9 protein-coding genes and 1 pseudogene are annotated in these 13,129 nt (G+C 38.2%); 8 read left to right on the top strand and 2 right to left on the bottom strand.

The window, feature by feature from the left end; genetic code table 11:
* Positions 1 to 3: 3 nt before the first annotated feature.
* From JMY08_RS03145 to JMY08_RS03160, 4 genes are read left to right on the top strand one after another with little or no spacing between them, the layout of a single operon-like run.
* A complete protein-coding gene (locus tag JMY08_RS03145; protein WP_201590281.1) occupies positions 4 to 3,345 on the top strand; it encodes a glycosyltransferase family 2 protein in 3,342 nt (1,113 codons plus the stop codon).
* Position 3,346: 1 nt separating this feature from the next.
* Complete coding sequence (gene ribA / locus JMY08_RS03150; protein WP_201590285.1) at positions 3,347 to 4,405, top strand: GTP cyclohydrolase II RibA; 1,059 nt, start codon at positions 3,347 to 3,349, stop codon at positions 4,403 to 4,405.
* On the top strand, positions 4,393 to 5,829 hold the full coding sequence (locus tag JMY08_RS03155) for an asparagine synthetase B family protein (RefSeq protein ID WP_201590288.1): 1,437 nt from the start codon (positions 4,393 to 4,395) through the stop codon (positions 5,827 to 5,829). The genes ribA and JMY08_RS03155 overlap by 13 nt, the downstream gene beginning before the upstream one ends.
* Positions 5,826 to 6,506: an arylamine N-acetyltransferase gene (locus JMY08_RS03160; RefSeq protein ID WP_201590291.1), complete on the top strand. Its 681-nt coding sequence runs from the start codon at positions 5,826 to 5,828 to the stop codon at positions 6,504 to 6,506. The genes JMY08_RS03155 and JMY08_RS03160 overlap by 4 nt, the downstream gene beginning before the upstream one ends.
* Positions 6,507 to 6,970: 464 nt before the next feature.
* Here JMY08_RS03160 and JMY08_RS03165 read toward each other — a convergent pair whose 3' ends face one another.
* Positions 6,971 to 7,678 carry a GntR family transcriptional regulator gene (locus JMY08_RS03165; protein WP_201590293.1) on the bottom strand — a complete coding sequence of 236 codons (708 nt, stop codon included), beginning with the start codon at positions 7,676 to 7,678 and terminating at the stop codon, positions 6,971 to 6,973.
* 27 nt (positions 7,679 to 7,705) lie between these two features.
* Between JMY08_RS03165 and lhgO the strand changes: the two genes are divergently transcribed.
* From lhgO to JMY08_RS03185, 4 genes are all read left to right on the top strand, one after another.
* On the top strand, positions 7,706 to 8,914 hold the full coding sequence (gene lhgO / locus JMY08_RS03170; RefSeq protein WP_201590295.1) for an L-2-hydroxyglutarate oxidase: 1,209 nt from the start codon (positions 7,706 to 7,708) through the stop codon (positions 8,912 to 8,914).
* A 108-nt stretch (positions 8,915 to 9,022) separates the two neighbouring features.
* Positions 9,023 to 9,754 carry an MBL fold metallo-hydrolase gene (locus tag JMY08_RS03175; RefSeq protein WP_201590313.1) on the top strand — a complete coding sequence of 244 codons (732 nt, stop codon included), beginning with the start codon at positions 9,023 to 9,025 and terminating at the stop codon, positions 9,752 to 9,754.
* Between the two features lie 37 nt (positions 9,755 to 9,791).
* Positions 9,792 to 11,075, top strand: a complete 1,284-nt coding sequence (locus JMY08_RS03180; protein WP_201590328.1) for an Nramp family divalent metal transporter — start codon at positions 9,792 to 9,794, stop codon at positions 11,073 to 11,075.
* A gap of 32 nt (positions 11,076 to 11,107) precedes the next feature.
* The gene (locus JMY08_RS03185; RefSeq protein ID WP_201590331.1) at positions 11,108 to 11,983 is read left to right on the top strand and encodes a DUF6282 family protein; all 876 of its coding nucleotides are present in this window, start codon (positions 11,108 to 11,110) and stop codon (positions 11,981 to 11,983) included.
* Between the two features lie 193 nt (positions 11,984 to 12,176).
* On the opposite strand, the pseudogene JMY08_RS03190 reads toward JMY08_RS03185, so the two are convergent.
* Positions 12,177 to 12,452: pseudogene (locus tag JMY08_RS03190) on the bottom strand (IS3 family transposase); the annotation flags it as partial.
* Positions 12,453 to 13,129 lie beyond the last annotated feature (677 nt).

Below are 13,129 nucleotides of genomic sequence, written 5' to 3' on the forward strand. Positions count from 1 at the left end.
TGTTTGAACGCCCCACAAATAGCAGTGATTATTGCGACCAAAAACAGACCTAATCTACTAAAACAGCGAGCTATAAACTCAGTATTAAATCAAACCATATCACCGAGCTATATTATTGTTGTAGACGACTCTCCAGAACAAATTCAGTGTCAAAACAGACTGATAGTCGAATCTATTCCATCAACTAATTCCCATATTCAATATTTACTAAACCAGAGAACTGTCGGTGCTAGTGGGGCATGGAATACGGCAATAGAGTATCTGAGCAACAAAGAAAAGCAGGACTTCGGTTCACTATTTCTAGCATTTCTTGACGATGATGATGAATGGCATCCTAACTACTTAGAAAACTGCAAATCGTTAGCAATCAAAAAGCATTGTAATATGGTGGCAGCGGGATTTTACCGTTGTGAAGGTAATGAACAGCAGCCTATTAAATGTATACCTCCCGACTCAATAAATGAAGAACTGTTCTTGTGCGGAAATCCAGGTATTCAAGGCTCTAACCTATTCTTATCACTAGATATTATGTTGATGGCAGGCGGTTTTGATGAGCAACTATCAAGTTGCACTGATCGAGATTTGTGCATACGCCTCTGTGAATTAGACGCAACACGCTACTGCAATATAAAAAAACCACTACTAAATCACTATGCCGATAGTGACCGTCAACGCCTTAGTACACCAAACTCACCAGCCAAGAATAATGGATTGGCAGTTTTCTGGCAGAAATACCATGGACGTATGAGCGCTGATCAAAGTAACGCGTTCCTTGAGCGCGCACAGCGCCTATTTTTCTGGCAACCAGAAACATTACCAAAATCAATACTAAAACAGGAATCTCAAATAGCACTAACTCTTGGCGTTGAATTTGGAAGTCTTTTATTTAACCAATTAAACCAAATTATTGAAAAAATTCATCATTTAGGCCCAAAAAGTCTGGTTAGCTTCAATATCGTTTTGACCACAACTAAAAAATTAGATCAGATTGATTTGCGTGCGTTTATTGAGCGGATGAATCAACTGGGAGTTACTTGCTATAATTTATGCCATCAGCAAACGTGTATTGAAACAGCCACAGCATTTGTTGCCAAAGAAAATATCGGTAATAGCGCATGGGTATTAAAAGATGGTGACTTTCAAAAGCAACGCTCTATTGAAAGCGAGAACGATTTATCAACAATACTGACGTATTTAGGCGCTCATCATTTATGTACTAACCGCTGTAATGGGTTCCTCTTAAAGCCGCATGCGACACTCGCTAATAGAATAAAACAATGTCGCATTGATGCAGCTAATGATCGTATCAGAAGGCTATTTGGTATTCATGAGCTTCTACTACTTGGTATGGGCTCTGAAGCTGTTGTCATGACAGATGGTAAACGTGTTTTTAAATGCATTGACTATTGGAAAATCCACATACCTACTGAGCAAATCAATTTCTTAAAATGGTTTAGTTCACAACGGTACAATCTACCTGGTTTATATACCCTTGACGAAGTTATATTAGATGGAAAAACTTTGGTACTCACTTATCCCTTTGAAAATAGTATCCCTTATCAAGGTGGCAACTGCGAACAAGTGATTGACTTGCTACACAGTTGCAGCAAAGCAGGGATTGTATGTAATAACATGCACCCGAAAAACTTCATAAAAACCCAGAGTGAAGTGAAACTGATTGATTATGGCGCGGATATTCGCCCATGGAATGAATTAGGGTTCGAACACATGGCTCGGAGGGCTTATCTGACTATTCATCATGTGGATCATCCAAATCTCAAGCACTTAATGCGCCAATCTCTGCATACAATAAATTTCCCAGAAATGCAGGGCTATCAAGCATTTCGCCAAAGATTAACTGGTATTGATTGTAACCTTAAACAAGCACAGGAGGCATGGCTGCCACTTGCTTCACTAGAAAAACCATCCAAGCCATTTGCCCTAACTATTGGTGTGATTACCGGTGATGCACATAAATTATTGCCATTATTAAATAGTATTGCTGAACTTGCACAATGTGATTTTTTATCCAGTATAAACTCCATAGTACTATGCAACGGTTGCTCAGATGCTTCTGTGAAAGAAACGCTTTCATTCAGCAAAAGGCCATTGGGTGATATAAAGATAATAAGCGAAACACAACAGATAGAAGATGCTGCAAGCGGCCTATTTGGTTCTGACTTGGCAAAACGACCAAAAGGCCAAGTGGGGATTGCACATGCACGGAGCATGCTGCAAAAATATGTTGGTTTAAAATGCACAATGACTCCAAATAACTATGCTTGGATCCTTGATGACGATATGCGTTTAGATGCCCGAGCCAAACAGTTTCTAGCTTGGCTACCAATGTTTAAGCAAGCAGATGTCGATATAGTGATCGGACAATACGAAGGCTCATCGCCTAATCCTCCATTAAATGGCCTACGTGGCCAATTGGTAGATCTGCTTCATAACTTACGCTGGCTTGATAAACTATCAAACAATATCGAACTGCCTGATCGCACCCATGAAAATACAATGCTTCGAGATAAGTATCCTGATTATTACTATGACTTATCTCGTAAACATACGGCTCATATCGAAGCACCATTTTGGCTTGAACCCGCCTACAAAGGTGAAAGCGTCACTGAAGCTCGCTCTCGATTGATTGCACATGCGCCTTTATTGGTCACGGGCTTCCCGCTCACTCGTGGTATTGTTCCAGCATGTTCAACATCTCCATTAGCTGCAGCAAAAGATACGGTAAACCGTGGAGGCAACACCTTTGTACTAAACGCTAAAGCCTTAATACAAACGCCTAACCTAATTTTTAAGATTAATGGCCGTGAAGCTCGCCGTTCAGACATGGTCTGGGCAATAGTAAATAAACATTACCATGGACTAACTATTAAAAGTGCGCCATTTCCTGTTCAACATACTGGGCGTATACAGCACGAACCAATTTTGAATTTAAGTAAAGTACAGGATGAAATCATGGGATCGGCATTATATGCTGGTCTGCAAGAATTTCTACGAAACAACGAACGACATAACTTAGTCTTTACTGATATTGAGATTAGCCAGGTATGGAAAGCAACCAAATCAGAATGCAACACTCGTCTTTCACGTTTAAGGCTCAGTTTTTACCGAATCAATGGTTTAACGCAAGCTTTATCTAAATATCCAGAACTAAGCGAGTTGTATAAATATTTGACTAGCTCTTTTAACCCAGATATTTTTACTAAATTAGAAACCCAAGTTCAACAAATGAACGAGTGCCATATTTACGAATTTTTAAATCAAATAGTGCCGCAGAGTAACCGCTTTGCAAAAGCACATCAGAAAACCCTTGAGAGAATAGAATAAAATGCCTTTTAAAGATTACTGTGAACTCCCAACACTACACGGCACATTTAGAATGTACGATACTGGCAACGAAATGTTACGAGTAGTCACCTTTGGTGATATCAATAAACTAGAGAGTAACCCAATACTGCGATTACATTCTTCTTGCCTAGCTTCTGAAGTATTTGAAGCAAGGGACTGTGACTGTGCCGACCAATTGCGCGAATCCATGAAAATAATGGCACACAATGGAAGTGGGATCATTTTCCACTTACATCAAGAAGGCCGTGGTCAGGGCCTTTCTAATAAGATTCAAGCAGTATACAAAATGCAGAGTGAAGCTTTAGATGCAGCAGAGTCATTTGAGGCACTGGGTTTAGAACAAGATGTTCGCGACTATGCACCAGCCATAGATGTGCTAAAAGGAATGGAAATAAAACAAGTGCGCTTGGTATCAAACAACCCACGTAAACGACGCGCACTAGAACAAGCAGGAATCGAAGTAGAACTACTTAATACACACCCACAAATACGGCCTGAAAATATAGATTACTTGAAAAGTAAAAACGAAAAATTAGGGCACTGCCTGCCTTTAGGTGTCGAATATGACAATATTAACTCTATTTTATTTTACCATTCAGACCAAACCTGGGGAGAGCTTTCTAACTTTTCAAAACATGCCATATATCTGCATAATAAAATTTGGCCGACAACAGAGCACTTTTACCAAGCACAAAAATTTAGAGACCATACATTGCAAGAGCGCATACGCTGTGCAGCAAGTCCTATGTTGGCTAAACAAATGGCTAAGCAGTTAGAATCACAACACCTACAAACTAACTGGCATAACATTAAGGAAGATATAATGCTGCAAGCACTTACAGCCAAATTTACTCAGAACCCCGAACTTGAAGCGCTATTATTATCAACCCAGCAATATCACATAGCCGAACATACACTCAATGACAGCTATTGGGGCGATGCAGAAGATGGTAGTGGCTTGAATCGGTTAGGTGAACTGTTAATGCAATTGCGTAATCAGCTACAGTTCAAGAAAGAAGCGCAACTATGTGCGGAATAGTCGTACTTCACGGTGATACCGCCGAACAGAATATATCAGCTACTTTAACTCGCCTTTCTCATCGAGGTCCTGATGATCAACACTGTTGGATCAAAGGGAAATTAGCTATTGGGTTTGCACGTTTGGCAATTAATGATGAAAGCATTACAGGACGCCAACCTTACAAATCCAGCTGTATGATAGGAGCTTTTAATGGCGAGATTTACAATGCAGATTTACTTGCAAAACAATATAACCTCCTCCGCAATAGCGACTGCGATACACATGTAATCGCACCACTATTCGCTCAACTGGGTGAGCAGGTACTAAGTGAGTTAGACGGATTTTATTCAGGGGTTATTTATCAGCTGGAGACAAATTCGATTCTATTGTTTCGCGACCATATGGGTAAAAAGCCACTGTTTTATGGTCAAGCCAATAACAACCTATTTGTTGTCAGTGAACTTAAAGCCCTACAAAATATTGACTGGTTCGAGCAAGTGCCCCTTGGTATTAGTCAGTTTGACTTAGCCACGGGTACGCTTACCCAAATAGCACGCCACCAACAGTTAACCAGTACAACATCTAATCTGCTTTCAGCAATGGAACAAGCAGTCATTAAACGCTTACCCAAACAGCCCTTCGGTGTTTTCCTGAGCGGAGGTCTAGATAGTTCGATTATTGCGGCTATAACTTGTCAGCATCGCCAAGACGTAACTTATTTTACTCTGGGAGATTACGATAGTATTGATGTTGCTATGGTTGAAAGGCTTGTTAAACACCTAGGATTAAAACAAGTTATATACATCCCATTACCAAGTGAGCAAAAGTTACCCGCATTGATTGATAAGGTACTTTACGCAACTGAAAGTTACAATCCATCGATCATTAGCAATGGTCTTGCGACCTATTTATTAGCTCAAGCCGCACGCACAAAAGACTTGAATGTAGTACTAACCGGAGAGGGGGCAGATGAGCTATTTGCTGGTTACCATGAGCAACTATCCGAAAAAGAGTGGCAAGTTATTCGTACTAGGCTGATAACCGATATGCACTTTACAGAACTTCGCAGGCTTGATACGTGCAGCATGGCACATAGTATTGAAGCTCGTTGCCCATTTTTAGATCGTACAGTAAAGAGGGTTGCCGATAACCTTGAGCATAAGCAGTTCTATATTCCCGGTTACAACAAAATAGCACTTAGGGACGCCTTTAGGCACTTATTACCTGCCGATATCGCAAACCGGAAAAAGACCTCGTTTGATGTTGGCAGTGGCATCCGAAAGTTGGTAGTGGACCATCTAACCCGTAACGGTAATACAGAAATAGCAGAACTTAAGGAAATATGGAAAGATACATTCACATATGATGTAGACGATCCTTACTTTTTTAGCTATCCAACATTTGATTGTGCTATTGCTAAACGAGGAGGGGCTCATAGATGACAGTGCATTTAGCTCAACAAATACTACTCGATAAATTTATTCAAGAGCCATTCCATAATTTATACCTACTCAACAACGTACACCCTGCAACGATGGCATATGGCGGTACCTGTTCAGACAAAGCTCTAAGCTACTTAGCTGCAACCAAAGCAGTTGGGTTAGATGCATACTTGCACTCTGCTCGCATTGGTGGAAAAGATATCCACCGACTAGTAAGACTGGAAATAAACAACCAGCGCTACTTTGCAGATATTGGCAATGGGTGGCCATCCATTCAACTTATCCCAGCCGCAACCCCCATTTTATATGAGTGTTACGGCATGCGCTTTAGGACTACGATAGAAAACGACGTGATCACAGTCTACCACCGAAAACGTAATGTAGAAAAAAAACAAATGGAAATTGATATTGCCGCAAAGTCTGAAACCGAAATCTATCACAGTATTGAAAACCGCTTTTCTGCCGATATTATCTATCCATTTAGTAGCCAGTTACGTTTCTCGATGGTTGTTGGTAAACGCTTTTTATTTATTCGCGATACCCAATTAGAAATGTACAGCAATAGTGGCTACGAGGAGGTGCTAAACATCAGTATGAGTAATCTGCAAGACGTTATAAAAAAATATTTTGGCTATGATATTAAGCCACTCGAGTCTCAATTTAGCGATACAAACTAATACCAAAATTTGATCTGATATTTTTCATTCCACACGCAATACTATAATCTCCCAAGTTTATGTGTACGGGGTTGACGGCAGGGGTCAAACCCCAATTTTGACAAACTCACCTGAGTAAATTTCCGAACCCAAAAAGGGTGCTACCTATATCTAATCATTATCGATATTTATTCGGCATATCCGAGGCGGTTCAACTATCATTTTAGACATCTATTAAAGCGAACCATTAGAAGGAATGCGTTGTTTTTCTAAAAAAAATTGAGCTTCACTTCACAGTGTTTGATTAGGCTTTATTAACCAACTATGCCTGATTTCAGCATGTTTCTTACAATACGACCGATTTTTTAATTTAAGTATATCTTAGTGTAAGTACTGAAAATCCACTTATCCGTCACCAATCTCATCTACTAAAATAATTAAACCTAGTATCTTGCTATTTACATGTTGCATGCAACGTGCAATAATCAAATCCAATCGAATAAACCATCTTTACAATTATTTGACCAGTTATCACGACGAGATGACTCCTGTTCAATTAACAGGGTTGCGGTATTAATAATATGGTTTTTCATGAAAATAGCGGCGCCTTTAGAGTCGCCATCTATAACTGATTGATGTAACTCGAGGTGATCTTCAAAGGTTTCTATACAACTTCTTGAATGAGGGATTGTAGCAGAGCCAGCAATAAGAACTTGATTACGACAATTGCTAATAACATCAATTGCTTTTCGATTGCCTGCGATTTGTAAAAGAGCTAAATGATAGTCCCGGTCTGATTTTAGTGTTCCAGTAACATCTTCAGACATAGCTTTATTTTTGAAGACCTCGAAAATTTGGTTGAGTTGATTTAAGTCTTCTTTTGTTCTTACTTCGGCAACTCTACTAATTAATGGAACCTCAAGCATCAAACGAATCTGAAATGACTCGATCATTGTTGCAAATGATGTTGGTAAAATCCGAATACCTCTATTTCTTTCTATTCGGACAATACCAATTTTTTCAAGCATTTGAGCCGCTTCTCTAACAGGTGTCCGAGATATACCACCAAGCATTTGACCCAACTCAGTGGCAGAATAAAGTACGTTAAATTGTAACTTATGGTTAATAATAGCATCCTGCAAAATTTCAAATGCTTCCTCAGCTAATGTTTTTGACTTTTTAATTTGTTCCATACTATTTATCTTATCAAGGAGGTTTATATGATTAATAACCATTATGGCATTATTGGAGGTGGAATCAATGGACTCTCTGTTGCTCGGCAATTACTTTTAGACTTCCCAGATTCTAGAGTAACTGTATTCGAAAAAGAAGTAGATGTAGCCCAACATCAATCAAGCCATAACTCCGGTGTTGTACATGCAGGTCTCTATTATGAGCCTAATAGTCTTAAAGCACGCTTATGTCGTAGAGGTGCTGAACTAATCAAACAATATTGTTTAGAGCATAATCTTGCATACGACGAGTGTGGAAAAGTGGTCGTTGCTTTAAACGAAATTGAAGAAAATAGGTTAGAAAGCCTTTATCGGAAATCTATAGCAAATAAAGTACCAAATGTTCAAATGTTGAACACCCAAGAAATTAAAGAAGTAGAACCTAATTGTATTGGTATTAAAGCACTTTATTCTCCTCATACCGCTATTGTAAGTTATGGAGATATTGCTAAAGAAATTGCTAAAGAAATCAAAAAAAAAGGCGGCGAAATTATTTTTGGAAAAAGAGTTGTAAATTTGAGCGAAAAAAATAAAAAGATAACTGTACATTTTTCTGATAATGACCATTATCATGCTGAATTTGATCATGTGATTGCTTGTGCTGGTTTGCAATCTGATCGACTGGCAGCTCAGTCAGGTGATATAGCAACCCCAAAAATAGTTCCATTTTTTGGTCAATATTATGTGATTGATGAAAACTATAAAGAGCATGTTAAAGGTTTGATTTATCCCGTCCCTGATCCTAAATATCCTTTCTTAGGCGTGCATTTTACGAAGAGAATTGATGGGCAAATGACTATTGGGCCAAATGCATTTATCTCTTTAGGTAGGGAGAATTATAGCGGTAAAGATTATAACGTTTCAGATATTTATGATTTCCTAACTTATAGAGGTTTTTGGAAATTCTCATCTAAAAATATGCCTGCAGCAATGCGTGAGTTACGTACGGTATTAAGTCAAGTAAGCTTTATTGAAGAAGCAGCTAAATATGTTCCGTCTTTATCTAGTGTCTCGGTAACCCCTGCTACAAGAGGTATCCGCGCACAAGCAATGGAAACCGATGGTTCTTTAGTAGACGATTTTGTTATTAGAAAACAAGGCCGTATTACACATATTCGTAACGCCCCATCTCCAGGCGCAACATCATCTTTGGCTATTGCTGAATATATTGTAAGAGAAATAATGACAAATTCGTAGATAGAAAAGTTAGTAAGAGATATTTTGATTATTAGAAATTGTAGAAACTATTTAAGGGAGATGTTATCAAGATTTATCATAAGATTACACTAGATAGGGATATAGAAAATGATTAGTAATATTGAAACAATCACAATATTTGAAGGTTTTCCCGCTCGAGCTACTAGGGGGTATCTCGGTTGGAGTAGTGTTCATTTAATAAAAGTAAATAAAAAAGGGACTACTTATAACTATCTTTTTGATACAGGAGGCTACAACGAACGTATCTTTCTTCTAAAGAAGCTAAGTGAATTATCTATTGAACAGGGAGATATTCATGGAATCATCTTGAGTCATCTTCATTTTGATCACGCAGTTAATTGGACATTATTTCCTGAAGCTCAAATCTATGTAAATGAGAAAGAATTTCAAGAAAATACACAGGATCTTGCCATTCCTGATTTCCATCAAAAAGAGCTAAGGAGTTCATCTAAATTAAACTTGGTCTCAGACGGTGCAGATATTGAAGGCATGACTATTATAGGTGCACCTGGACATACTCCTGGGATGATTGCGCTTGATGTAGGTGGCAAAGTTTTTGCGAGTGACGCTATTAAAAATCGATCTGAATTAACTCATGGTCCGCTTGGAGTAGTATGGGACAAGGAAGAAGCCATTAAATCTATACGAAAACTAAGTGGTCTTGCGCATACTCTTTATCCTGGCCATGATGTTCCTCTAGTCAAAAAAAATAATATCTGGGTAGCATCTTATGATGCTAATGAAACCCTTTTATTAGCACCAGATTTACTTGATGTAAGAAGTAACAACACAATTCATTTATCAATTCCTCATTGTTAGTTTTTATAGTAGAAGGGGTATAGAAGTGGGCAAATTCATGGAAGAAAACAAGCTCAAGACAACGGATAAAGAAATAATACAAGATGAAAAAAAAGACAGTATATTTTCTCTGTTCAGGCAACTAGGGCCAGGGATGATGGTTGCAGGAGCTTTTATCGGAACGGGAACTATTACGACAAGCATCGTAGCAGGAACCAACAATGGCTATAACTTATTATGGGCATCAGTCACATTAGCAGTTATTTTAACGATTGTACTCCAAGAGATGGCTGCACGTTTAGCTCTAGCTACTGGCCTCCCATTAGCAACACTTATTAGAGAAAAATTGGGACTATGGGCAAGTTTAATCGCTGTTGTTGCAATAGCTGGTGGGAATTCTATCTATTCGGTAGGAAACTTATCAGGAGTAGGAATTGCCCTTGGTGGTCTAGTTGAAGGGTTCCCAGTTTGGGGATGGATGTTTATCGTTACCTTGTTCTATTGGGCATTGTTAATGATAGGTAAATATTCAGTAATGGAAAAGGCTATCACTATTCTTGTTGCGATTATGAGTGTGACATTTCTAATAAATATGGTGATCGTTCAACCGGATTACTCACAAGTTCTGACCGGACTAATTATTCCTAAATTCGAAATTTCGGACACGATGTTAATTCTTGGCTTAATAGGAACGACGGTGGTTCCGTATAACCTTTACTTGCATTCCTCGGGTGTTGTAGAAAGAGGATGGCATAAAAATCCAGATAAAAACATGAGGCTTATGCGATTTGACACACTTATTCCGATATTCTTAGGTGGGCTAGTGACTATGGCCGTAGGAGTAGTAGCTGCAAAAGTATTAAACCCACTACGAATTTCTGAAGGTCTTGAAATTGTCGGAGCTCAGCAAATGGCTATGGCATTGGAACCTTTACTAGGTAATGCTGCATTCTTTTTGTTTAGTATAGGACTTTTTGCAGCAGCAGTTTCTTCAATGCCGATGGCTGCTCTTTCCGCTGCATATGTTGTAACACAAAGCTTCAAGTTATCTTCTGATATGAAGAGTCCACCCTTTCGCATTGTTTTTACACTAGTTGCATGGGTTCCTTTCATCTTTGCTGCTGGTGTCAAAAATCCTGTTTGGACTATTATTATGGCGCAGTCCGTTAATGGCATGTTATTACCAATCACAGCCATTTTCATATTTTATTTAATTAACAAAAAATCAATTGCTGGAAAATTTAGAAATAAACCAACAACAAATATTCTTGGGATTTTCGCTGTAGGATTCGCTATTTATCTGGGTGTTATGAATATCCTACGTGCTCTTGGCATAGCATAGTTTAAAGTTTTTTTAATAAAAAGGTAATGAATATGGCCACTTACAACCCTCTACTCGAAGGCGCGATTGAAATGCATTGTCATTCCAGTCCCAGCCTATTTCCAAGAAAGCAAAACGATTGGGAACTGCTTGAAGATGCTAAACAAGCAAAAATGCATAGCATTGTCATCAAGTCACATGAATCACAGACTTACGACAGAGCTACTTTATTAAATTTAAAGCAAGAAGACGTTAAGGTTATAGGTGGTTTAGTACTAAACCATTTCAGCGGGGGACTTAACCCATTTACTGTAGATGCTGCTATCCAATCTGGTGCACAAGTTATCTGGATGCCCACGTTTTCATCAAAACAACATCAAAATTATTTTGAAGAAAGGAAAACAAATCTTTTTAAGAATAGTAATATGCTTTCCCAGCAAGGTTATGGCATCGAAATTCTTGATGAGAATGACAAATTAAAGATACATGTGCATGAAATATTAGAATTAATAGCATCTTCGAATGCTATTTTATCAACAGGTCACTTATCTGTTAAAGAAGTATGCATTCTTGTTAGAGAAGCAAAATTACATGGGATAGATAAGATTTTAATTCAGCATGCCGATCTGGGTATTGCTCGTATTCCTTTTGAAGTTCAAAAAGATCTAGTATATCAGGGAGCAATTATTGAAAAATGTTATTTAGCTTGTTCGTCAGATTTTAATAATTTAACAGTAGCAGAAATGGCTGAAAATATTAAGATTCTCGGGGTTGATTCTTGCGTTATGGTCACTGATTATGGGCAAGCACATCATATTCCCATTGTAGAAGCTTTTAGTAATTTTATAGATGAAATATTAGTAAATGGTATAACACACAGTGAAGTTCGAACAATGATTCATACAAACCCATTGCATTTGCTCAGCTAGATAGTGATGTTGTAAAAAATATGCTTAAACTTACGAGTGGTTATTTACTCTAAAGGGAAATGTAATATTACTGTGTTGATTGGATCAAAAAAAATTATTCTTAAAATACTAAAAAAGGAATTTACAAATAAAAGGAATTTATCAATGTGACCCCTGCCGTCAAATCCGTACAGTTAAACTTGGGAGATTTTAGTTACGCCGCTTGACGATAATAGTCAAACCACACCTGTCTTGGCGATTTATAGCCTAAACCCTTTTGAATTCTCGTTTGGTTGTAATATAGCTCGATGTATCTAATGATATCGGTAATAGCGGCAAATCTGGTCTTATAGTCCTGATGATATACCAGCTCATTCTTTAATACACCCCAGAAGCTCTCTATGGGTGCGTTGTCATAACAATTACCTTTGCCACTCATTGAGCCTATAAACTGATGCTGTTTAATAATCTTATGATACGCATGGCTACAAACCCCAATTTTGGCAAACTCACCTGAGTAAATTTTCGAACCCAAAAAGAGTGCTAACAATATGCCGTATATAGCGTTAGCATATTTTTTGCTACTACCTATATCTAATCATTATCGATATTTATTCAGCACACTAATAATGTTAAACCCTCGTTAACAAGGCTATAAGCATCTAAGAAATTACTACTTAATCCATAAAGTAATTTTATTAAAAGCATAATCGTCAGTGAGCTTAGCACTAGCCAGCTGTTTAAAGACTAATAAGCACACAATGTGATAAATACTAAAAGGGCAGCTAATGCGCCGAAGCGACTTAGTGCAAGATCACCATGATTAAACCCGTCAGTATGAATTTATGTCGCAGATTATCGATTACGATAATAAGGATATAGAGAAGCTAAGTCTTTATGCTCGCCATTTGCAACCTATGCTACGTGACAGGCTCGATGATGATGAGGTTTATTTCAGTAATATTATCATGAGTCACTACCGCTTTTCTAAGCTACGTTAACAGGATTTAAAGCTGCAATAAGGTAGTTTCTATCCGCTGAATAATGGTAGCGGTGGAGCGGGCAATGCTAAGGTTAAATGATCTATTCGATACTGAAAATCTGACCGATAGAGACTTAATCAATTACTCGCAAACTATCTGGGATAAAGTCAACGAAAACTAAATC

Source organism: Psychrobacter sp. Pi2-51, assembly GCF_904846665.1.
Taxonomy (GTDB): Bacteria; Pseudomonadota; Gammaproteobacteria; order Pseudomonadales; family Moraxellaceae; genus Psychrobacter; species Psychrobacter glaciei.

Excerpts from the sequence above, each read along its gene's own strand:
- ribA (WP_201590285.1), top strand. The coding sequence starts at position 3,347 with ATGCCTTTTAAAGATTACTGTGAACTCCCAACACTACACGGCACATTT.
- JMY08_RS03155 (WP_201590288.1), top strand. The coding sequence starts at position 4,393 with ATGTGCGGAATAGTCGTACTTCACGGTGATACCGCCGAACAGAATATA.
- JMY08_RS03160 (WP_201590291.1), top strand. The coding sequence starts at position 5,826 with ATGACAGTGCATTTAGCTCAACAAATACTACTCGATAAATTTATTCAA.
- JMY08_RS03165 (WP_201590293.1), bottom strand. The coding sequence starts at position 7,678 with ATGGAACAAATTAAAAAGTCAAAAACATTAGCTGAGGAAGCATTTGAA.
- lhgO (WP_201590295.1), top strand. The coding sequence starts at position 7,706 with ATGATTAATAACCATTATGGCATTATTGGAGGTGGAATCAATGGACTC.
- JMY08_RS03175 (WP_201590313.1), top strand. The coding sequence starts at position 9,023 with ATGATTAGTAATATTGAAACAATCACAATATTTGAAGGTTTTCCCGCT.
- JMY08_RS03180 (WP_201590328.1), top strand. The coding sequence starts at position 9,792 with ATGGAAGAAAACAAGCTCAAGACAACGGATAAAGAAATAATACAAGAT.
- JMY08_RS03185 (WP_201590331.1), top strand. The coding sequence starts at position 11,108 with ATGGCCACTTACAACCCTCTACTCGAAGGCGCGATTGAAATGCATTGT.